Origin of the sequence: Streptosporangium sp. NPDC005286 (assembly GCF_040607515.1) — a bacterium.
Taxonomy (GTDB): domain Bacteria; phylum Actinomycetota; class Actinomycetes; order Streptosporangiales; family Streptosporangiaceae; genus Streptosporangium.
Genome location: NZ_JBEXGU010000153.1, coordinates 1 through 21830, shown reverse-complemented (window position 1 = coordinate 21830; position 21830 = coordinate 1). Strand labels below are relative to the sequence as shown.

Annotated in this window: 17 protein-coding genes and 1 tRNA gene; 4 read left to right on the top strand and 14 right to left on the bottom strand. The window is 70.9% G+C overall.

From position 1 onward, the window contains the following. Positions 1-36 precede the first annotated feature (36 nt). Positions 37-1110 (bottom strand): hypothetical protein, encoded by a 1074-nt coding sequence (locus tag ABZU75_RS36520; RefSeq protein ID WP_355564673.1) that lies wholly within the window; start codon positions 1108-1110, stop codon positions 37-39. Positions 1111-1407: 297 nt separating this feature from the next. Between ABZU75_RS36520 and ABZU75_RS36515 the strand changes: the two genes are divergently transcribed. Then, the gene (locus tag ABZU75_RS36515) at positions 1408-2334 is read left to right on the top strand and encodes a hypothetical protein (protein WP_355564670.1); all 927 of its coding nucleotides are present in this window, start codon (positions 1408-1410) and stop codon (positions 2332-2334) included. A gap of 37 nt (positions 2335-2371) precedes the next feature. Here ABZU75_RS36515 and ABZU75_RS36510 read toward each other — a convergent pair whose 3' ends face one another. Further along, positions 2372-5302: a glycosyl hydrolase gene (locus ABZU75_RS36510; protein WP_355564667.1), complete on the bottom strand. Its 2931-nt coding sequence runs from the start codon at positions 5300-5302 to the stop codon at positions 2372-2374. A 509-nt stretch (positions 5303-5811) separates the two neighbouring features. Here ABZU75_RS36510 and ABZU75_RS36505 point away from each other — a divergent pair. Both ABZU75_RS36505 and ABZU75_RS36500 read left to right on the top strand, forming a co-directional pair. Beyond that, the gene (locus tag ABZU75_RS36505) at positions 5812-6168 is read left to right on the top strand and encodes a hypothetical protein (RefSeq protein WP_355564664.1); all 357 of its coding nucleotides are present in this window, start codon (positions 5812-5814) and stop codon (positions 6166-6168) included. 209 nt (positions 6169-6377) lie between these two features. Next, positions 6378-7385 carry an ADP-ribosylglycohydrolase family protein gene (locus ABZU75_RS36500; RefSeq protein ID WP_355564661.1) on the top strand — a complete coding sequence of 336 codons (1008 nt, stop codon included), beginning with the start codon at positions 6378-6380 and terminating at the stop codon, positions 7383-7385. A 7-nt stretch (positions 7386-7392) separates the two neighbouring features. Here ABZU75_RS36500 and ABZU75_RS36495 read toward each other — a convergent pair whose 3' ends face one another. The 12 genes from ABZU75_RS36495 to ABZU75_RS36440 form a co-directional block, all read right to left on the bottom strand. Further along, positions 7393-9009 carry a GMC family oxidoreductase N-terminal domain-containing protein gene (locus ABZU75_RS36495; RefSeq protein WP_355564658.1) on the bottom strand — a complete coding sequence of 539 codons (1617 nt, stop codon included), beginning with the start codon at positions 9007-9009 and terminating at the stop codon, positions 7393-7395. Positions 9010-9022: 13 nt separating this feature from the next. Continuing rightward, positions 9023-10033 (bottom strand): glycerate kinase, encoded by a 1011-nt coding sequence (locus ABZU75_RS36490; RefSeq protein ID WP_355564655.1) that lies wholly within the window; start codon positions 10031-10033, stop codon positions 9023-9025. Positions 10034-10115: 82 nt separating this feature from the next. After that, the gene (locus ABZU75_RS36485; protein ID WP_355564652.1) at positions 10116-11273 is read right to left on the bottom strand and encodes a dihydrodipicolinate synthase family protein; all 1158 of its coding nucleotides are present in this window, start codon (positions 11271-11273) and stop codon (positions 10116-10118) included. After that, entirely contained in the window at positions 11273-12871 is a 1599-nt protein-coding gene (locus ABZU75_RS36480; RefSeq protein WP_355564649.1) for a CoA-transferase, read from the bottom strand. The genes ABZU75_RS36485 and ABZU75_RS36480 overlap by 1 nt, the downstream gene beginning before the upstream one ends. Continuing rightward, positions 12871-13650, bottom strand: a complete 780-nt coding sequence (locus ABZU75_RS36475; RefSeq protein WP_355564646.1) for an SDR family oxidoreductase — start codon at positions 13648-13650, stop codon at positions 12871-12873. Before ABZU75_RS36475 ends, ABZU75_RS36480 begins: the two co-directional genes overlap by 1 nt. After that, the gene (locus ABZU75_RS36470; protein ID WP_355564643.1) at positions 13647-15203 is read right to left on the bottom strand and encodes an aldehyde dehydrogenase family protein; all 1557 of its coding nucleotides are present in this window, start codon (positions 15201-15203) and stop codon (positions 13647-13649) included. The genes ABZU75_RS36475 and ABZU75_RS36470 overlap by 4 nt, the downstream gene beginning before the upstream one ends. A 7-nt stretch (positions 15204-15210) precedes the next feature. Next, positions 15211-15963 carry an enoyl-CoA hydratase/isomerase family protein gene (locus tag ABZU75_RS36465; protein ID WP_355564640.1) on the bottom strand — a complete coding sequence of 251 codons (753 nt, stop codon included), beginning with the start codon at positions 15961-15963 and terminating at the stop codon, positions 15211-15213. Further along, positions 15963-16961 (bottom strand): ABC transporter permease, encoded by a 999-nt coding sequence (locus ABZU75_RS36460; RefSeq protein WP_051752308.1) that lies wholly within the window; start codon positions 16959-16961, stop codon positions 15963-15965. Before ABZU75_RS36460 ends, ABZU75_RS36465 begins: the two co-directional genes overlap by 1 nt. 16 nt (positions 16962-16977) lie before the next feature. Beyond that, positions 16978-18465, bottom strand: a complete 1488-nt coding sequence (locus ABZU75_RS36455) for a sugar ABC transporter ATP-binding protein (RefSeq protein WP_355564636.1) — start codon at positions 18463-18465, stop codon at positions 16978-16980. Positions 18466-18515: 50 nt separating this feature from the next. Beyond that, the gene (locus ABZU75_RS36450) at positions 18516-19574 is read right to left on the bottom strand and encodes a substrate-binding domain-containing protein (protein WP_355564633.1); all 1059 of its coding nucleotides are present in this window, start codon (positions 19572-19574) and stop codon (positions 18516-18518) included. 82 nt (positions 19575-19656) lie between these two features. Continuing rightward, positions 19657-20709: a LacI family DNA-binding transcriptional regulator gene (locus tag ABZU75_RS36445; RefSeq protein WP_355564630.1), complete on the bottom strand. Its 1053-nt coding sequence runs from the start codon at positions 20707-20709 to the stop codon at positions 19657-19659. A gap of 298 nt (positions 20710-21007) precedes the next feature. Further along, positions 21008-21081 (bottom strand) — tRNA-Lys (locus ABZU75_RS36440). Between the two features lie 250 nt (positions 21082-21331). On the opposite strand from ABZU75_RS36440, the gene ABZU75_RS36435 reads away from it, so the two are divergent. Beyond that, positions 21332-21703 carry a PRC-barrel domain containing protein gene (locus ABZU75_RS36435; protein ID WP_355564627.1) on the top strand — a complete coding sequence of 124 codons (372 nt, stop codon included), beginning with the start codon at positions 21332-21334 and terminating at the stop codon, positions 21701-21703. Positions 21704-21830 lie beyond the last annotated feature (127 nt).

Genomic DNA, 21830 nt, shown 5'->3' with positions numbered 1-21830 from the left:
CCCGGCCGAGGTCCGGCCGGGACCGCGCCTCCGGTCTCAGAAGGCCGAGGTGTAGGTGACCAGGGACGGATAGTCGAGGCGGGTGCCGGCGTTGTAGCAGACGACGTTGCGGACGATCGCGGCGCCACCGCTGGTGGCCCAGAGGGTCAACAGGTTGCAGAACTCGGGGCCGGGTCCGTACGCGGTGGCCTGGACGTGGTCCTGCAGGACCCCGACCGCGGGGAAGAGCACCATGCGCTGGCCGGTCCCGGAGGTCTGGACGGTGTTCACCGCCGTCTGGGAGTTGTAGTTCACCGGCGGAGGCACCGGTGCGTACGGGCCGGGGTTGGCCGGGGTGTTGTCGAAGGTGTAGGCGAAGTTCTTCGGCGGGATCGCCGCGCCGGTGATGGCACGTTCACGCTGGTAGGTCAGGGTCCACCCGGTGTTGAGCGGCGCGCTGGTCGCGTTGTGGCAGCGCACCTGGACCGTCTGCGCGCCCACGGCGGGGGCCCAGCCGCCGACCTTGCACCGGGCGGGCTGGCCGGGGTCGACCGCGGTGACCTGAAGGTTGCCGGCGAAGCCGGTTGAGCCCAGGCCGGGCAGCGTGACCGTCCAGACACCCCCGCCACCGGCGACGGTGTTCACGCCTCCGGCCGAGTTGAACTGGGCGGCGATGGCCCCGCCGTTGTAGTGCACATAGCCGAACGCCTGCGGCGCCGGCAGGGTGCCGGTGCTCTGCTCGAAGACGACGCTGTACGGAGTGAAGACCGGAGCCCCTCCGTACCGGTAGCACTGCACGGCCACCACCAGGTCGACCCCGGACGGCCCCCAGGTCTGCGCCTGGCACCAGTAGGCGTTCGGGGAGATCGCGGTGACGTGGACCACGCCGCCGCCGATCGCGATCTGCGGGAACCTCACGAATGTCTGCCCGGCCCCGCCCGGGGTGACGGTGACGTTGAAGCCGCCCGGCCAGCTACCGGCCTGGTGGCCGGGGTTGGGAATGCCGGAGGTGACGTCGACGACGGCGAAGCCCCATCTGTTGGGGACGGCCGCCTGCGCGGTCGTGACGCCCGTCGCCAGCATGGCGACGGCAAAAAGGATTCCCATGACCACTCTGAGTGACTGACGCACGCCGTTCTCCATTGGCTCGGGGGGGCTGGACGACCAGACGTGACGGTGGCGCCGGGAGTGCGGCGGCAGAGGGTGAACCGTCTGGGATCACAATTCGCTCCGAGTTCTTGATAACCCGCGCGGCATCCCTTGAGAAGACCCAACCTTACCGGGAAGATGACCCATCTTCGCTGATCAGGTCAGTGTTCGAACCAGATGAGCGGATCTTCCCGGAGGGAGATCAGCGGTCATTTCGCCGAGTACCGTATGAACATGCACAGCCGATCCGCCAGGATCCATGAGACAGGGTGTGAGACCGTGCCGGAGCACGAACCGAACGTTCCGCGTGTCATGTGGCAACTGCTGGAGCCCCTGCACGCCGTCACCTACTTCGCCCCGGAGGCTCGGGCGGCGTCCGACGCGGTAGGCATGCGCGGCTTCTGGATGGGGTACTTCGCGACCAGGGCGGCACCACTCGGACCCGTCGGCCCCGACGTCGTCACGGCCGCCTTCCACGGCTTCCCTCCGGCCAAGGTCTCCAGGGCACTCCCCGACGCGTGGACGTTCGCGACCCCCGGCGACGTGCTCCGCGCCCGGCTCGACGGGGCGAGGGCGGCGCTGCGGAACCTGCTCACCGACGAGGTGGCCGGCCCGGACGACCTGCGCGCGGCGGCCGACCTCGCCTGGCGGGCCGCCCGGCTCGCCGACACCGCTGGCCGGGTGCTGAGCGCGGCCAACCAGGCACTGCCGGCGCCGGACGAGCCGCACCTGCTGCTCTGGCAGGCCGCGACCACACTGCGCGAGCACCGGGGAGACGGGCACGTGGCCGCGCTCGTCGCCCACGGCGTCTCCCCGACCCAGGCCCACCTGCTCAAGGTCGCCGCCGGTGAGACGGACCTGGACCTGCTGCGCGTGGCACGCCCCTGGCCGGACGAGGAGTGGGAGTCCGGTGCCGCCGCCCTGCGCGAGCGCGGATGGGTCGACGCCTCCGGCGCCCTCACGGCCGAGGGCACCCGGGTGCGCGCGCGGATCGAACGGCTGACCGACGAGGCCGCGGCCGGCCCCTGGCGGGCCCTCGGTGACGAGCGGACCTCCGCCCTCGCCCGGCTGCTCCACCCGCTGACCGAGGCCGTCGTGAAGGCGGGCATCCCGCCGACGCTGAGCCCGATCGGCCTGCCCCTGCCGTCCGGAGGCGAGAACGGCCGGGAGCTCTCGCTCCCGGCCTTCCCCTCAAAGATCAGCTGAGGTCGGGGCGGCGGAAGACCCGCCGCCCCGTCACGGATCAGCTGAACGGCAGCCGTACGAGGGACTGGTTGCCGACGCCGAGGGCGGTGGTGCCGTTGCCGATGGCACTCCAGACCTCGACCTTCACCTGGCCTCCCGACAGGTTGCCGAGCGCCCCCGAGGCGGACTGCGGCCCCGCGCCCTGCGTGTAGTGCTCCCAGCCCGTCACCGGGTCGGTGGCGAAGTAGGCGTAGGTCTCCACCCTGTCCCAGCTCCCGTTGCCGGTCAGGTCGTAGGAGACGCGGATCTGGGTGCCGTTGGCGACCGTGGTGCCCGCGTCCACGAAGAGGTCGAACGTGGTGGAGCCGCCGTTGTAGGTGCCGGTGAGGCCGGTCGCCGTGAAGACCTGCGCGTTGGTCGGGGTACCGTCGCGGTTGCCGTTGGCGGCGGCCAGCGTGACGGTGCCCGCGGTGCCCGCCGTACCCGGCAGCCCGCCGCCGGACTGCAGGTAGCGCGTCGCGGTGAAGGGACCCACCGTCGGAGTCGGGGTGGGGGTCGGGGTGGGCGTGGGAGTCGGGTCGGGGCCGGTGCTGCCTCCGCTGGCGTTGCCGCCGCTCCAGGTGAGGGCTCCCGAGGTGACGGTCTTGCCCGCGGGCACGTTGAGCGTCGTGCCGTTGGAGAAGGTCACCGTGATCGCGCTGCCGGTGATGTTGGACGCGACGTAGGTCCGGGCGCCGTTCTTGCTGAACACCTTGGCCAGCGGGTGGTTGGCGGTCACCGAGTTGTCCACGTTGCCGAGAGCGGCCAGGTTGCGGATCCAGTGGAAGGTGTGAGCCCTGCTCTCCCCCTCCTCCGGGGTGAAGCCGCTGTTGGCCCTGAGGTTCGCCAGTGCCGTGTCGCCGTTGCCCAGGGCGAGGAACTCCCAGATGATGTCCTGCCACACGGTGGGCGGGCCGCCGTTGTTGCGTACCAGCTCGTTGTAGTTGGTGGTCACGTAGCCGGGGTTGTCGCCCAGGTAGAAGTGCCCGCCGGTGACCGGGAGCATGTTGATGCCCTGGATCATCTCCGGCTCGGCGCTGAACCAGGTGGCGTAGGCGGCGCCGGAGCCCCAGACCATGCCGACGGTGCTGTGGCCGAAGGCGGCGGGGAAGTTCTGGTCGCGCACGTCGAACCAGTACTCCTGGATCGCCGCGTTCTGGGTCGTGTAGATGTAGATGCCCGCGTCGCGGACCGCGGTGTTGCCGGTGGCCTGTCCCCACTGGATGAGGGCGTTGGCGAAGTTCATGCCCTCCGACGAGGACTCCTGGTTGTTGCCCGAGCCGAACGATCCGTGCCCGGCCGCCCAGTCGTGGCCCGCGTAGATGTCGAAGTCACGCAGGTAGGGGAAGCGGGTGTCGTTGCGGTCGTAGTTGTTGGCGTCGCGGATCAGCAGGTCCACCATGCCGCCGTACTGGCTGGTCTTCGCCCAGTTGGGGTCGAACTTGGCCAGGGTCGCGGCGGCGGCGATGTAGTAGCCGTAGTGGAAGTGGTGGTCGTTGAGCTCCAGGTCGGAGCCGTACGAGGCCGGGTAGCCGAGCAGGGTCCCCCAGGCCGGGTTGTAGTAGAAGACCCGGGTGGTCTTGCCGGGCGAGGCGGTGAACCAGTCGTTGAGGCGGCTGCGGATGGCGTTCAGCGCGGCGGTGCGCACCGACGTCAGGTTGAGCTGGTCGGCGATCTCCGCGATGCGGGCGGCCCTGCCCAGCCCCTTGCCCGTCCAGTAGGTGTCGTCGCCGCGGATGTCCATCGGGTTGCCGAGTTCGGCGTTGAGATGGTTGGTGATCGTGGTGAGATCGGCGCCCGAGTTGTCGGCCACCGCGGGGACCTCGGGCAGCACGCCGGTGTACTTCATCGACGTCCTGAACTGCGTACCGGTGACGATCTTCATCTGGCCGCGCGCCGAGACGTAGGTCTGCGCCAGCGGCGTCGAGCCGGTCAGGTAGTTCCACTGGTGCGGGTAGAGCGCGATGACCGTGCCGGTCGCGCTGCCCTGCCTGGCCGTGGTGGTGAAGGCGTACGTCGTGGTGAGCGTGCTGTTGGACGGCGTGTAGGAGTACGAGACCTGGGTGCCGGTGACGTGCGCGTGCGCGTACTGGCCGTAGGTGTTCGCCAGGGCCACCCGGTCGCCGCCGGCGGGCAGCGCCGCCACCGAGAAGAAGCCCTTGCCCGCCAGGGACGAGCTGATCGTCGTGCCGCTCACCGACCAGGTCGCGCCGGTCGGGGCGTAGGCGACGTAGTCACGGCCGCCCGCGGTGAAGCCGATGGTGGCGCCGCTGTTGGACCAGACCGAGGGGGTGCCGGCCGCGGTGATCTGCGCGTCACCGCCGGTGATCTGGAAGTAGGCGAACGGCAGGCCGTGGCCGATGGTGGCCTTCATGGTCCGGCCGCCACCGCTCCAGTACGGGGTGACGGTCCAGTCGCTCCAGCCGTCGACCTTGACGTCCGGCGAGCTCAGGCCCGCGACACCGACCCTGATGTTCTCGACGTACGGGTAGTGGTACTCCCCCACCCCGGTGGCGGTGCCACTGATCTGCGGGGTGGTGTTGTAGGAGAAGCCGAGGCCATTGCCGAAGGTGTCGTAGGAGATCGGGTGGGCGTGCAACGGCTCACCGTACGCGCAGTCGGTCTTCTTGAACAGGATCGACGACCACCAGTCGTTGGTGGGCACGGCTCCGGCGGGGGCGTTGGCCGTCACCCACTGGCGGGGGTTGGTGGAGAGGGAGCCGCAGCCGGTCGGCAGCGAGCGGCCGGCCGGGAGGGTGTCGGCATAGCTACCGGCGCCGACCGTGGCGGCCTCGGCGGAGTGGACGGCGCCGAGGCCGAGCAGCCCGGCCACCATCGCGACGACCACGCCGGCGGCGAGGCGCCTGCGGCGGGTCCGGATGCGGTGGGCGAGTCGTCCTTCACGGGGGTGCGCGTTGTCCGGACCCGTGGTCCGGATCGAGGGATCCATTGGGGGGTGCCTCCGGGGAGAGGAGTCGGGCTCCGAAGCGGACCGGCATGAGAGAGCGCTCTCTCACCGCAAAGTAACGGCCCGAGTCACAGCAGTCAACGTTTCGCGTTGGTAACGAATAAGTAAAGAGCAGATATGCAGGCGGGACGGCATAGGCCCAGAAAACAGGGCGTTCCATCGCACGACACCCTCACCAGGCACCCGCAGGCGGCACATCGACCCGCTGGCCAACAATCAAGAAATGGGCCTACCCTGATCTGAGAGCGCTCTCAGAACTGATCGACATCCAGCGCCGGTCAGCCCTTGGCCACCCCCACCTCCACCTCCCGCGCGCCCCACCCCGCCAGACCCGGCACCTCCACCCGCGCGCGCCGCCCGGCGCGCACGCCTACCCACCGGCGGGGCGGCCGCAACTGACGGGACGGTGACAAAACCAGGGCTGGACACCCAGCGTGATGATGCATTTACTTTGCGTGACCATCCAGGCACTCCCCGTCCCAGGAGAGATCATGCGAAACAGGAAGCTCATGACCGCCACCCTGAGCGTCGCCGTCGGCATCGCGAGCCTGACCGCGATAACCGCCTTCGTACCGGCCGCCGCCGGTACGAAGGCCGCGGCCGACTTCACGGGCTACCAGATCGTCAAGCTCCCGAACGCCAACGTCCCCAACTTCCAGCGCCGCGTGGTCCGCTGCCCCGCCGGGAAGAAGGCCGTCGGCGGCGGCGCCGAGGCACAGGGCAACCAGGCCGTCCTGGTGGGTTCCTTCCCCACCGATGACGGCGGCGGCTGGATCGGCCTCGGCCGCCAGCCCGGTTACAACGACGTCGGCATCAGCGTCTACGCGATCTGCGCCAACGTCGGCTGATCACCACCACCCCGGAGGATCGCGGGCTCAGGTCCTGGCCGTGACGGCCCGGACCTGGGCCTTTCCCCGAAACCGGGGGTTCGGCGGAGATCCGTTCCTCCGGCCGGCCGCGTTCTTCTTCGCCCCCGTTCCCGGGGAACAGCGGTTCGCCCCCACCGGCCGCCGGACCGGCACATGCCCACGAGGCCCGCACGACCTACCATGTAACGGTGCCGCAACCAGGCGAGTTCATCGACCGCGCCCAGCACGATCCGGCGTCCGGGGGCACCGAGCCCGGCTCGCTCGCCCATGACCCGGGAGAGCGCCGGCCGCCCTCGGCCGAGCGCATCGGGCGGGCGATGACGGCGTTCGCCGCGGGCGACGCGCTGGGCGTCCCCTGGGAGGGCTCGAACCCGACGGCGATCGACGCCGACCGCATCGACGAGATCCCGGCCACCCGGCAGGGCTGGCCGCGCGGCGCGACCTCCGATGACACCGCCCAGATGCTCCTGGTCTGCGAGTTGCTGGCCGACACCGGGGGGAACCCGACCGCCGAGGCCTTCCTGACCCGGCTCGCCGCCGCGGCGGACGAGATCCGCGGCATCGGCCCGACCACCCGCCGCGCCCTGGCCCACTTCGGTGAGACCGGCACGCTGCCCGAGCCGATCCCCGGCGAGCGCCCCACCAACGGCGCGGCGATGCGCATGCTCCCCGTCGGCTGGACCACTCCCGCCGCCGAGGAGGACCTGCGCCGTCACCTGGTGGAGGCACTGGCGATCGGCACCCACCGCGCCCCGGAGGCCATCGCCGCCGCCTGCCTCGTCGCCGCGATGGCCGCGTGGGCGATCGAGGGCGCGGGAATCGACGCGGTCCTGGCCGCCGCCGAGGCCGAGGCCGGCTGGGTCGCCGGCCGCTACGGGGAGCCCACCACCGTCCGCGCCGCCCTCGCCGGCACCTGGGTCCCTCCCGCCGGAGGCGTCGGCCTCGACGCGCTGGAGACGACCGCCGCCGTGGTCCACGTCCTGAGCACGGCAACGGATCTGGACTCGGCGCTGCGCCGCTCCGTCCTCCTCGGCGGCGACACCGACACCGTCGCCGCGCTGGTCGGCGGAGTCCGCGGCGCGCTGGCCCCGGACGAGCTCGACGCCCTCACCTGGCTCCCCCTGGTGGACTTCGACCGTCCCACCGACCTGGTCGAGCGGCTCCACCGGCTGAGCATCGCCCGGCACAGTCGATGACCCCTCGTCACCTGTGCGACGACGGCGAGGTCAGGATCAGCGCGGCACCCTTCTCGCCGATCATCATCGACGGGGCCTGGGTGTTGCCGCTGATGATGTTCGGCATGATCGAGGAGTCGATCACCCGTAGTCCGGACATGCCGTGTACGCGCAGCTCGGGGTCGACGACGGCCAGCTCGTCCACGCCCATCTTGCAGCTCCCGACCGGGTGGTAGTCGGTCTTGGCCCACTTGCGGATGAACGCGCGGATGTCCGCGTCGCTCCGGACCGACGCGCCGGGCAGCCTCTCGTCCTTGAGCAGGCCCTTGAACGCGGGCGCGTCGAAGACCTCGCGCATCCGGTGGAAGCCCTCGACCGCGATATCCCAGTCGCGCGGGTCGTCCAGGTAGTTCGGGTCGACTGCCGGAGGGGCGTCCAGTTCCTTGGAGACCAGGCGCACCGAGCCGCGGCTGCGGGGCCGGACATTACAGGCCAGCAGCGTCACGCCGTGGCCGGGGACGTGCGCGGCCGTGCGCGAGTTGTCCTTCCACACCACGTAGGCGGGCAGGAAGTGGAGCTGGATGTCCGGCGAGGTCACCTGCTCGGAGCTGCGGATGAACGCGCCGGCCTCGGTGATCGTCGCGGTCGCGGGCCCCGTCCGGTACAGGCCGTACTGCACCGCGTGCCGCAGCGCCCGGTCCCACCTGTCCTCGCCGCTGTAGCTGATGGGCTTCGCGCACTCGCGCGTGATGTAGACCTCAAGCTGGTCGTGCAGGTTCCTGCCCACCCCGGGAAGGTCCTGGACGACGTCGATACCGAGTGCGCGCAACTCGTCGGCGGGGCCGATGCCCGACCTCAGCAGCAGGCGCGGCGAGTTGATCGCCCCGGCGCTCACGATGACCTCGGCGTCGGCGAAGACCGTCTCCTGGCGCCCGCCGCGCAGGTAGGTCAGCCCGACTGCCCGGCCGTTCTCGACGATCAACCGGTCGGCCCGCGCGCCGGTGAGCACCGTCAGGTTCGGGCGGTGCCGCACGGACCGCAGGAACGCCGACGACGCGCTCTCCCGGCGCGCCTTGCGCTGGGTGACCTGGTGGTAGAAGACCCCGTCCTGGGTGGCCCCGTTCGGGTCGGCCGTGTACGGGATGCCGACCTCCTGCGCCGCCCGCAGGAACGCCGCCGACATCGGGTTGTGCTGTACCTGGTCGCTCACGTGCAGCTCGCCGCCGGTGCCGTGGTAGGCGTCCGCGAGCCGCTCGTTGTCCTCGTGCGCGGTGAAGTACGGCAGGACGTCGTCGTACCCCCAGCCCTTGTTGCCGAGGTCGCGCCAGGTGTCGTAGTCCTCGCGGTTGCCACGGACGTAGAGCATCGCGTTGATCGAGGTGCTGCCGCCCAGGACCCGGCCCTGCGGCAGGAACATCCGCCGGTCGTTGAGGTTCTTCTGCGGGACGGTGTCGAAGATCCAGTTGACCTTCGTGCCCATCAGCTTGGAGAAGCCCGCGGGAATGGTGATGAGGGGCGACCGGTCGCTCCCGCCCGCTTCGAGCAGGAGCACGCGCGCCTCCGGGTCGGCGCTCAGCCGGTTCGCCAGGACGCAGCCGGCGGCTCCGGCTCCGACGATGACGTAGGTGTAGGTGGTGCGTGGCATGATGCCTGTCCTCTCAGGGATTGGGATGCTCAGTCGCGCCGAGCGAGGCTGTGATCGACGCCGCGGCGGCGCGGAGCCGGCCCTGGTCGGTGGCCTCGGCCACCCCGGCCAGCCCGAGGGCCGCCGTGTCCGCGGCGTCGAGCCGGGACTGGCCGACGACCGCCCAGACCGGGACGCCGACACCCGCGGCCCGCCGGGTGACCCCGGAGATCACCTTGCCGTCGGCGGTCTGCGCGTCGAGACGCCCCTCACCGGTGACGACCGCGTCGGCCCCGGCCAGGAGCGCGTCGAAACCGACCAGGTCCAGAACGGTCTCGATGCCGGAGACGAGCCGTGCGTCGTAGGCCGCCCACAACGCGCCGGACAGCCCGCCCGCCGCCCCGGTGCGGGCGCGCCCGCGCGGGTCGCGGGGCAGCGCCGCCGCCGTCTCGTGCAGGCGGTCGGTGAGCCGCGCGACGAGGTCGGGATCGGCGCCCTTCTGGGGCCCGAACACCCGGGCGGAGTCCTCGAACGGGGTCGCGACATCGCACAGGACGACGAGCTCGACCCCGTCCAGGCCGCCTCCGGCCTCGATGGCCGCGCAGGCACCGGCGCCCCCGTCCGTGCAGGCACTGCCCCCGACCCCGAGCAGGACGCGGCGCGCGCCCGCCGCCACCGCGGCGACGATCAGGTCACCGGTTCCGGCGCTGGTCGCCGACCATGCGTCGAGCCGCTCAGGGGCAAGCAGGGTGAGCCCGCTCGCCGTCGCCGTCTCGACGACGGCGGTGCGTCCCCCGTTCGTCAGCAGGAACTCGCCCTCGATCCGGTCACCGAGAGGACCACGTGCCGCGGCTCGGACGAGCTCGCCGCCCAGGGCGCGGCGCAGCACGTCACGGGTGCCCTCGCCGCCGTCGGCCAGCGGGCAGGGCAGCGCCCTGCCGCCGGCGTCCGCGACCCCCACCGCGAGCGCGCCGGCCACGGTGGCGGCGTCCATCGTGCCCTTGAACGAGTCGGGTGCCAGCAGCACCCGTGCGGGCCCGGTCATGGCAGGCACCCTTCGGCCCTTCCCCGCTGCGTCCTCGTCCGGGTTCCCGCCTGGTCGAGGCCGGGTCGTCGCGGGTCCATGACTACGCCTCGAACCCGGCGACCGCGAGGAACGAGCGCATCCGCCGCGCCGCCGACGCGGGGTCGGCGAACGCGCCCGCCCGGTCGGCGAGGACGAACAGCCTCACCAGATGGGGTACCGAGCGGAGGGTCTGCGCGCCGCCGACGAGGTGGAAGTGATCCTGGTGGCCGTTCAGCCAGGCCAGGAAGACCACGCCCGTCTTGTAGGCCGAGGTCGGGCTCGCGAACAGGTGCCGGGCCAGGGGAACCGTCGGTTCGAGCAGCGCGGCGTACCCGTCGAGGTCGCCGGCGTCGAGCCGGGCGAGCGCGGCCCGCGCGGGCGCGGCGATCGCGTCGAACACGCCGAGGAGCGCCTCGCTGTGACCGTGCTCGTCGCCCCGGATCAGTTCGGCGTAGTTGAAGTCATCCCCGGTGAACATGGCGACGCCCTCGGGCAACCGCCGCCGCAGGTCGACCTCGCGTCCCGCGTCGAGCAGGGAGATCTTGATCCCCCGGACGCGTCCGGGGTGCTCGGTGAGGATCGCCAGGACCGTCTCGGTGGCCCGGTCGAGGTCGGCACCACCCCAGTACCCGGCCATGGCGGGGTCGAACGCCTCGCCCAGCCAGTGCAGCATGACCGGTCCATCGACCTGGTCGAGGACCTTGCCGTACACCTCGTGATAGTCGTCGGCCCCCCGCGCGACGGCGGCGAGGTGACGGCTCGCCATGATCACCGGGGTGCCGCCGGACTGGCTGATCCAGCCGGCCTGCTCCAGGTACGCCTCGGCGATGTCGCCGAGACTCCAATGGCCCGTCGGGGCGAGCTGGTCGGTCATCGCTCCGCAGACCAGCGCCCCGCCGACGGCGCGCGCCTCGGCCCCCGACCGGGCGATCAGCTCGCGGGCGTCCGCCCAGTCCAGGCCACCACCGCGCTGCGCGGTGTCCATGGCGTCGGCGACGCCCAGGCCCAGGGACCACAGGTGCCGGCGGAACGCCAGCGTGGACTCCCAGTCCAGCCCCGGCGGGTCGTGCAGCGGATCGGCCACGACGTGCGCGGCGGCGTACACCGTGCGGGAGGTCGGCGGGCCGCCGGTGAAGTCGTGTACCGGGGACCGGTCGGCCAGGACGTGGGTGCGCTTCCCGCCGTCCGGTGCCGGCAGCATGATCCTGACATCGCTCATCACGAACCCGCCGTCCCCGTCGTCCGCCAGGCGCTCCCGAGAGGCCGGTCCACGAAGATCTCCTTGTCCATCACGGTGAGGGGGTCCGCGACCTTCACCCCGTTGCCGAGCGGGTCGAGGACCTGGGTCTGGGGGTCGACGCCGGGCGCGACCTCGATGAGCACCAGCCCGTCCGGGCCGAGCTCGAAGACCGCCCGTTCGGTGACGTACAGGACCCGCTGGCCGCGTCGGCGCGCCTCGGCCGCGCTGAACGTCACCTGGTCGACCGTGTCGACGAACTTCCGGTGCCTGCCCTCGACGCGGATGTCCAGGCTTCCGTCGGCGGGCACGGCCTGGAGCCCGCCCGCGTTGAACGTGCCGCAGAAGACCACGGTCGAGGCGTTCTGCGAGATGTTGACGAACCCGCCGGTGCCAATGATCCTGCCGCCGAACTTGGACACGTTGACGTTGCCCGCCCGGTCGATCTGGGCGAAGCCCAGGAAGCAGATGTCCAGGCCGCCGCCGTCGTAGAAGTCGAACTGCGCGGGCTGGTCCAGGATCGCGACCGGGTTCGTGGCGACGCCGAAGATGACCCCTCGGGCCGGCACACCGCCGACGAGCCCCTGCTCGATCGTGAGTGTGAAGTCCTCGACCCAGCCCTCCTCGGCGGCGACGGCCGCGACCCCGTCGGCGATCCCGACGCCGAGGTTGACGACGTCCCCGTCGGCGATCTCGCGCAGCGCCCGCCGCGCGACGACCTTGCGCTGGTCGAGCGGGAACGGCGGCAGCGACGAGAGCGCGGCCTTGGTGGCCCCGGCGAACGCGGGGTTGTACTCGTGCGTCACCACCTGCCGCTGCTCGGGGTTGACGACGACGACGTCGACGCACATGCCCGGCACGACGACGTCGCGCGGATCGAGCGAGCCCCCTTCGGCGGCGTACTTCACCTGGGCGATGACGAGGCCGCCGCTGTTCCGCGTGGCCTGGGCGATGGCGAGCATCTCCAGCCGGGCGGCCTCCTGCTCGGAGGTGATGTTTCCGTCCTCGTCCGCGGTGGTGCCGCGGATGAAGCAGACGTCGATCGGCAGCGACGGGTAGAGCAGCCACTCCTGCCCGCGCAGGCTCACCACCTCGACGAGTTCCTCGGTGGTGCGGTCGTTGAGCCTGCCACCCTCCAGGCGCGGGTCGCAGAACGTGCCGATGCCGACGTGCGTGAGCACCCCGGGACGGCCCGCCGCGATGTCGCGGAAGAGCTGGCTCATGACGCCCTGCGGGAAGTTGTACGCCTCGAACTCCCCTGCCGCGGCCATCGCGCTCATCTTCGGGGCCATGCCCCAGTTGCCGGCGATGATCCGGCGGGCGAGGCCGGGCAGCGCGAGATGGTCCATGCCGCCGCCTTCGCGGTCCCCGATGCCCGTGGTGTGCACGAGCGTGAGGCCGGCCGGGGAGCCGGTCTCACGAAACCGGTTTCCCAATGCCCGGAGCAGCGTGTCCGGTTCGAGCAGTCCTCCGCCGGAGCCGCCGATCGCGACGGTGGCCCCGGCATCGATCATCGCGACCGCCTCCGCCGCGGTGCGGAATTCCGGCCGCCCGCGGCGGCTCCTGTCCGACGACGACATCAGGCCATCACCCCTCCGCCGTTGAGGTGCAGCACCTGGCCGTGGTAGAGCGCGGCGTCGTCGGAGGCGAGGAACGCCACGGTGGGCGCGATCTCCTCGGGCGTCGCGAGCCTGCCGATGACGAGGTCACCGGTGCGTTCCCGCTTCCACTCCTCGGTCGCCCAGGGGGTGATGAACGGAGTGTCCACCGGCCCCGGGGCGATCGCGTTGACGCGGACCGCCGGCCCGACCTCGCGGGCCAGCGCCCGGGTGAGCCCGGCGACGCCGGCCTTGGCGGCGCAGTAGCTGACGTAGTCGCGGGCGCCCTTGAAGGCCAGCTGCGACGAGACGTTGACGATGACGCCCGCCCCCCGTTCGAGCATCGACCCGAGCACGTGACGGCTGCACAGGAAGACGCCGTCGAGGTCGACGGTCAACGTCTTCCGCCACTCTTCGAGGGAGATCTCGGCGAGCCGTCCGGGAGCCATGTACCCGGCGTTGTTCACCAGGACGTCGATCGGCCCCAGCTCGGAACCGACCCGGGCGACCATCCCCTCGACGGCGTCCCAGTCGGTGATGTCGGCCTCGACGGCCATCGCGGCCGTCCCCGCCTCCGTGAGCCGGCGCACCCGCTCGGCGGCCTCGCCGGCCTGGCCGAGATGGTGAACGGCGACCCGCGCCTCGGACGCCGCGAACGCGTCCACGATCGCGGTGCCGAGGCCGCCGAGCGCCCCGGTCACCAGCACGGTCCTGCCGCGCAGCGACGGGTAGGCGGTGGTCGTGGTTGCCTGCGCGTTCACGCGGTGTACCAGTCCTTTCTGCGCGTACGGCCGACCTGGACGGTCTTGTTCTCGGTGAAGAACTCCATGCCCTCGCGGCCGAACTCGGCCTGGTAGCCGCTGTCACGGCGACCGCCGAGCGGGAGCTCGGGGAAGGCGTCGGTGGAGCCGTTGATCCACACGGTGCCGGTGCGCAGCCGGAGCGTCAGGTCCAGCGCCTCGCGCAGATCATTGCTCCACACCGAGGCGGCCAGGCCGTACGCCGAGGCGTTGGCGCGCGTGACCGCCTCGTCGAGCGAGGTGAAGGACTGCACGACGGTGACCGGCCCGAACAGTTCCTCGCGGGCCGCGGTCGAGCCGTCGTCGTCGGTCGCCAGCACCGTCGGCGCGAGGAACGGGCGCGCTCCGGTGGCCTCCGGCGCGGAGGGGTCCCCGCCGGCCAGCACCCGCACGCCTTCCTGCCTGGACGTCTCGATCGCCGCGCTCACCCCGTCGAAGTGCTGCTGGGAGATCAGCGGGCCCATCTGGGTGGCCTCCGACCACGGGTCACCGAGGAGGAGACCCGCCGCCCGCGCGGCGAGACGCTCGCCCAGCTCGTCCGCGACGGACGCGTCGGCGAGGATCCGCGACCCGGCGACGCACACCTGTCCCTGGTTGAAGAACGCGGCGAACGTCAGCCCCGCGACGACCTCGTCCAGGTCGGCGTTCGCCGTCACCAGGACCGGGGTCTTGCCGCCCGCTTCCAGGGCGACGCGCTTGAGCCGCTGCGAGCCCGCGTGCGCGGCGATGTGCCGGCCGGTCGCGGTCGAGCCGGTGAAGCTGACGACGTCCACCTCGCGGTGGGCGACGAGCGCCGCGCCCGCGGGGCCCTCACCGAGGACCACCGAGACCGCGTCGGGCTCCAGGCCGGCCTCGTACAGCAGCGAGACGACGGCGAGTGCGGTGAGCGGGGTCAGCGGGCTCGGCTTGACCACGACGGTGCAGCCGGCGGCCAGTGCGGGCGGCAGCTTCTGCCCGAGGATGCCGAGCGGGAAGTTCCACGGGATGATCAGGCCCGCGACCCCGGCGGGCTCCCGCACGGTGAACGCGAACACCGACGCGTCGATGTCACGGACCGTCCGTCCGTTGACGTCCCTGGCCAGCCCGGAGAAGTACTCGAACGCGTTGACGGCCGCGGCGACCTCGCCGCGGGCCTCGCGGATCGGTTTGCCCGTCTCCAGCACGACCAGTTCGGCCAGGTCGTCCGCGCGGGCCTCCATCAGCTGCGCCGTCCGGGCCAGGACGCGGGCGCGGTCGCGGCCGGAGGCCCGTCCCCACCGCCCGGTGTCGAAACTGCTCCGGGCGCGGGCGACCGCGGCCTCGACCACGGAGGTCGACTCGTCGCCCGCCCGGAACAGGGGCTGTCCGGTGGCCGGGCTGATCCGGACCGTGCCCTCGCCCTGCGGGGCGACGGCGCTGCCGCCGACCAGCGAGCCGAGGAGCGGCGGGCCGTCCCCGGCGGACACTTTGGCACGGTCCAGCAGGTCACCGAGGTCGCGTCCGGCGACGTCGAGGGGGAATCCAGTGGTGTTCACGATGCTCTCACTTCGTTGTCGTGGGCCTGCGCTTGACGAACGCCTCTTTCCGCCGGCGCGAGGCGTCCGAGAAGCTGAAGAACGCGGCGAGAGTCGGCTCGGCCGTCACCCGGGTCTCGTATCCGGCCAGAATGTCCTTGACGACCCGCAGCGCGAGTGGTTCGCAGGCGATGACGGCCGTGACGAGCTCCTCGACGGTCTCTTCGAGCCGGTCGGCCGGTATGGCGTGCGTGACGAGGCCGATGCGCGCCGCCTCGGCCCCGGAGATCGCCGTCGCGGTGAGGAACAGCCGGCGCGCCTGGGCCAGCCCGACCGTGTCCACCAGCCGGGCGATGCCACCCCACGCCGTCAGGTTCCCCAGCCTCGTCTCTGGGTAGCCGAGGCCGGCGTCCTCGGTGGTGACGCGCAGGTCGCAGGCGAGCGCCAGCTCCAGGCCGCCGCCGAGCGCGCTGCGCTCGATCAGCGCGACGGTGGGCACGCTCAGCGCGGCGAGCCGCGCGAAGGTGGCCGTGCCGAGGCGTGACAGCCGATCGGCGGTGACCGGGCCCGGGTCCGCCCAGTCGGCGATGTCGGCGCCCGCGCAGAAGAAGCCGTTGCTCCCGCGCAGTACCACCACCCGGATCCGCGGGTCGGCCTCGATCGCGCCGAGTGCCTCGCCGAACGATTCGAGCATGGCCTCATCGAGCGAGTTGCGCTTGGCGTAGCGGTCCAGGGTCAGGGTCGCCAGACCCCGCTCGTCGACGTCGAGAAGTACCGGCATCAGCGCCGTCCCCGGGCTACCTGGTCGATCAGCAGGGCGATGATGATCGCGGAGCCGACGGCGACCTGCTGGTAGAACGCCTGGACGTTCAACGTGGTCAGACCGGCGGTCAGCGTCGCGATGATGATCGCGCCGAACGCCGCGCCGTACATGCTGCCCTCGCCGCCGGCGAGCTTCGTACCGCCCATGACGGTGGCGGCGATGGCCGTCAGCAGCAGGTCCGCGCCGAGCGTCGGGTCGGCCGCGCCGAGACGGGCGACCAGGATGGTCCCGGCCAGCCCGGCCGCCGCGCCGGAGAGGACGTAGGCCGCCGCGGTGTAGCGCTTGACGTTGATGCCGGCCAGCCGCGCGACCTCGGCGTTCCCGCCGACGGCGGTCAGGTGCTCGCCGAACACGGTCCGCTTCAGGCACACGGCCGCGACGATCGTGAGCAGGACGAACAGCAGCACCGGGATCGGGACCCCGGCGATCCGGCCGGCCAGGGCGTCCTGGAAGCCGGTCGGGATGTCGTACACGGCCTGGCCGCCCGCGATGATCAGGGCGATCCCGGCGTAGATGCTCATGCTGCCGAGCGTCACGATGAACGGCGTGATGTTCGTCATCGTGATGAGGAGCCCGTTGACCAGACCGGCCAGGGCGCCGACCGCGATGCCGCCGATGATGGCGAGCGGCACCGGCAGCGAGTGCGACAGCAACCCGCTGACCACCGCGCACATCGCGACGGTCGAGCCGATGGACAGGTCGATGCCGCCGGTGATCAGGACGAACGTCTGCCCCAGCGCCAGGACGCCGACCACCGATGCCTGCAGCAGGATGTTCATCAGGTTGCCGCCGTCGAGGAACAGCGGCCTGGCGAGCCCGAAACCGAGGACGAGGACGAGGATGACGCCGACCAGCCCGGCCTGACGTGCGGTCGCGGCGACGTCGAGGCGTCCCCGCACGGCGGACAGCGGCGTCTCGGTCGCCGATTTCCGCTCGAGGGTGGTGTGGTTGCTCATGGTTCTCCTTGGACCGTCAGCTCGCCGCGGCGTGGTGGACGATGGCTTCTTCCGAGATCTGCGACCGGCTGAGTTCGGCGACGATGCGTCCGCGGCGCATCACCACCACCCGGTCGCTCATCCCGAGTACTTCGGGAAGGTCCGACGAGACCATCACGATGGCCTTGCCCTCCTCGGCGAGCTCTCGCATGAGTGCGTGGATCTCCCCCTTGGCACCCACGTCGACGCCGCGGGTGGGCTCGTCGAAGATGAAGATGTCGCTGGCGGTCTTCAGCCAGCGGGCGAGGACCACCTTCTGCTGGGTGCCACCGCTCAACTTGCCGACCGGATAGCCGGGGTCGATGTCGGCGTTGAGCTGCGTCAGCAGCGCGCGGGTCTGCTCGCGCTGCGCGCGCCGGTCCAGCAGGCCGCGCCGGCGCGGCGGCTTGATCAGTGTCGCGTTGGACGCCGCGCTCATGTGGAGCACGAGGCCCTGGTGCTTGCGGTCCTCGGGCAGGAACGCGATACCCGCCTTGACGGCGTCCGCAGGGGAGCCGATGTGGACGCGTTCCCCTCTGATCCACACCGCGCCGCCCGTCACCCGGTCCGCGCCGATCAGCGCGCGGACCAGCTCGGTCCGTCCCGCACCGACCATTCCCGCCAGGCCGACGATCTCACCGCGCCGGACCGACAGCGAGCAGTCGGCGACGCCCTCGGCGCTGGACAGGCCCTCGATCCGCAGGATCTCCTCACCGGGACCTTCGGAACGTTCCACCCTGCTGATCGCGTCGACGTTCCGGCCGACCATCAGCTTGACCAGGTCGGTCTCGTCCTTGATCTCCGCCCGGGTACGGGTGCCGACAAGCGTGCCGTCGCGCAGCACGGTGACCCGGTCCGACAGCGTCATGACCTCGGCGAGCCGATGCGAGACGTAGATGATGCCGCGGCCCTCGGCGCGGAGCCGTTCGAGCAGGGCGAAGAGCTGCTCGCTCTCCTGCGTGGTCAGCGAGGCGGTCGGCTCGTCCAGGATGATCAGGCGCGCGCCGACGGCCAGCGCCCGGGCGATCTCGACGAGTTGCTGCTGGGCGACGCTGAGCCGCCGCACGGGGATGTCCATCCGGGCGTCGAAACCGAGCCGTCCGAGGGACTTCTCCGCCCGTTCGCGGGCCTCACGCCAGTCGATGAACCCGGCACGGGCCTTCTCCCGTCCCAGCACGACGTTCTGGACCGCCGTGAACTGCGGCACCAGGCTCAGTTCCTGGTGAACCATGGCGAGTCCGGCGTGCAGGGCGTCACTGGGCTGGGAGAACGAGCGCCGCTCCCCCTCGAACCAGACCTCGCCGCTGTCGGGCTGCTGGACGCCGAACAGCGTCTTCAGCAACGTCGACTTTCCTGCGCCGTTCTCGCCCAGCAGGGCGTGGATCTCACCGGGGTAGGCGGTCAGGTCGACCTCGTGCAGGGCCCTGACGCCGGGGAAGGATTTGCTGAGTTTCTTGATCTCCAGCATGGGCCGGTCGGTCGTCATCTCATCATCTCGATCGGTACGTGGTTCGAAGGGAGAGGCTCACCCGACGGTCACTTGTAGAGGTCCGTGATGACCTGGCCCTCGGTGTCGTAGAACTGGTCCACGTTCTCCTTGGTGATCAGCTGGGCGGGCGCGACGACCCAGGGGGCGATCTCCTTGCCCTCCAGCAGGCCGATGGCCGACTCGACAGCCCAGAAGCCCTCGTAGTAGGGCAGCGGGCTGACGGTCGCGGCCATCGATTCGTTCCGGACGCCGGAGATCGCCTCCGGAACACCGTCCGTGCCGATCACCGCGACCTTCTTGCCCGACTCCTGGACGGCCTTGGCGACGCCGATCGCCATCGTGTCGTTGTTGGCGTAGATGCCCTTGAGGTTCGGGTTCTGCCGGATGATCTGCTGCGCCGCGGCATAGGAGGCGTTCGCGTCCCAGTTGCCGGGGACGCTGGCGACCAGCTTGAGGTTCGAGTGCTTGGCGATGCCCTCCTTGAAACCCTTGATCCGCAGGATCGCGGCGCTGGAGCCCGACTGCCCCTCGACCTGCGCGACCTCACCGCCGTCGGGGAACAGCTTCGCCAGCTCGTCCGCCGCCTGGATGCCGTTCTCCTCGTGGTTCGGGCCGATGAAGACGGTCGCGGGGACACGGGCGTCGTCGACGTTGACGACGGGCGCCTGCTGCGAGCGCATCTGGTTGAGCGCCGGGTTCAGGTTGGAGGTGCTCTCGGGAGCCACCACGTAGGCGTCGAACTTCTGCCCGACGAGCGTCTGGGCGATCGTGAGCTGCTCGGTCTGGGCCTTCTCGCTGCTCGCGGCCTGAATGGTCACCTCGACCCCGTACTTGTCGGCGGCGGCCTTCGCGCCCTTCTGGATGCCCTGCCAGTACTGGTTCGTGAGGGCCTTGAGGATCACCGCGACCCGATACTTCTTGGCGGGCTTGAGCTCACCGATGGTCGAGGCCAGGGCGACGCCGTCGAGCGACTTCACGCCTTCCTGGTCGCTGGTGTAGGTGTACGACCCTCCGGCGCCGGACTCCTCGGCGGACGTCGCCGAGCTGCATGCCGAGACACCGAGCGCCAGGACCGACGCCAACGCGATAGCTGCTGTCTTCCTCATTGCTGCTTTCCTTCTGAGGGGGATGGATGGATAGAAACCGGTTTCCCAAAAGCCCGTGCTGATTGGGGACCGTGCTGGACTCTCACGTTGTCGCCGTCCGCCGGCATCCGCAGGATCCGCGGACGACGAGTTCCGGCGCCAGGACGCGCCGCTCCGGCGGGGTACGCCCACCGGGACTGCCGCTCGGGTGCCTGCCGATGCGCTCGGCGAGGATGCCCGCCGCCACCGCGCCGACCTGCCGCGCCTTGCTGTCCACGGTGGTGAGCGAGACGCCCGGCACCTGGCCGACCCAGACGTTGTCGAATCCGATCAGTGCGATGTCCTCGGGGACGCTCACTCCGAGTGAGTGCGCCGCCGTCATCAGCCCGACGGCCAGGGTGTCGCTGGCGGCGAAGACCGCCGCCGGTCGGCGCAGCCCGGCGAGCAGGCTCGCCGCCGCCTCGGTGGCGTCCGAGAGCTCGCTGCTGCGCGCGATGTGGAGCGGTCCATCGGCTTCGCCGTAGACGCTGCGGAACCCTTCGAGCCGGTGCCGGAAGGCCAGGACGTCGAGCGGGCCGGTCAGGTAGACAGCCTGCTCGAAGCCATGTTGACGGAGGTGCTCGGCGGCCAGCCGCCCGCCCATCCGGTTGTCGATCACAACGGTGTCGGCCACCGGCTTGGCGAGCTCCCGGCTGGCGACCACCACGTTGATCCCGGCCTTGACCAGTTGCTGCACCCCGCCGTCCCGCATGGTGGCCGAGGCGATGATCGCTCCGTCGACCCGTCGCTGGATCATCGTGCGGACGACCGCGGCCTCCTTCGCCTTGCTCTCCGCGATCGCCCCCAGCAACAGGGTGTAACCGGCCGGGTCGATGACCTCTTCCACGCCGGCCACCAGTTCCGGGTAGAAGGGATTGGTGATGCTCGCCACGACGACGCCGATCGCGTAGGAACGTCTGCTCGAAAGTCCCTGGGCCAGCGCGTTCGGATGGTAGTTGAGCTCCTCGATGGCGCGCTCGATCTTGGCCCGGGTCTCCTGCGACATGTAGTAGTCGGTCGCGCTCAGGAACTTCGACACGGTCGCCTTGGAAACTCCGGCGAGCGACGCGACATCGTTGATCGTCGTGCGTCGAGCTTCAGGAAACCGGTTCACCATGGCCATCATGTTGGCTGTACCACACAGTGGGGTCAATATGTTTCCGAAATGTTTCCGAAGCCCTCACCATGTTAACCTTGCGGCCTCTGACCTGCCGGTCTACGGCATCCCGGCCTCGGAGAAGCACCTCCCGCGGCATCTTCTCCGGTCTCGCCGGGTGTGCCACGGGCGCCCGGACCGTCGAGGGGTCGTTCTGCCGGGTGGATGGCTCTGGAGCGAACACAGACCGCGCATCAGGGTGTAAACGCGACCGGCGCGTCTCCCCGATGGAGGGGAAACGCGCCGATCACATGCGATGTGCGCCGCCAGGGACTCGAACCCCGGACCCGCTGATTAAGAGTCAGCTGCTCTAACCAACTGAGCTAGCGGCGCCCGACCTCCACAAGGGTACCGGACCCGGCGCTGTAGTCCGTACATACGCCGACATATGAGCATCAACGAACATGTGCCGGCTGCGATTTCGCCGGGCGGGGCGGGAGCGCGGAATCGCGCGGCGACCTGCGGTTCGAGAAGGGCAGGGCGGTGTTCCGTACCGGCTGACTTGGACGGACCCCGTTTAGGGCCCCTCGCTCGGGTACTTGACCGGAGCCCGGAGAATCCAAGTCAAGGGAGATGTTCAACCATGCAGCCTGAGCTCTGGAACTACCGCGCCGACGTGTACGGCCAGGACAGGACGCTCGATGTCGCCGGGTACCACGTGGAGGCCACCGACGGGAAGATCGGCTCCGTCGACGAGGCGACGTACGAGGTCGGCGAGAGCTACCTCGTCATCGACACGGGCCCGTGGATCTTCGGCAAGAAGGTCCTCCTGCCGGCGAGCACCGTGACCCAGATCGACCCGCAGGAGAAGAAGGTCTACGTCGCGCGCACCAAGCACGAGATCAAGGGCGCGCCCGAGTTCGACGAGGCCAACTTCAAGGAGCCCGCCTACCGGGACCGCGTCGGCGAGTACTACGGTCGTTTCCCGTTCGGGAGCGGACCGGGCACCGTCTGATCCGGCACGCTGAACGACGAGAGGGGCCCCGCCCCCCCGCGGGGCCCCACACGTGTCCGGTGGCGCCCCCCGCTCGGACGAGCACACCGCTGAAAACCAGTCACAGAACACAAGAAGTCGGGTTTGG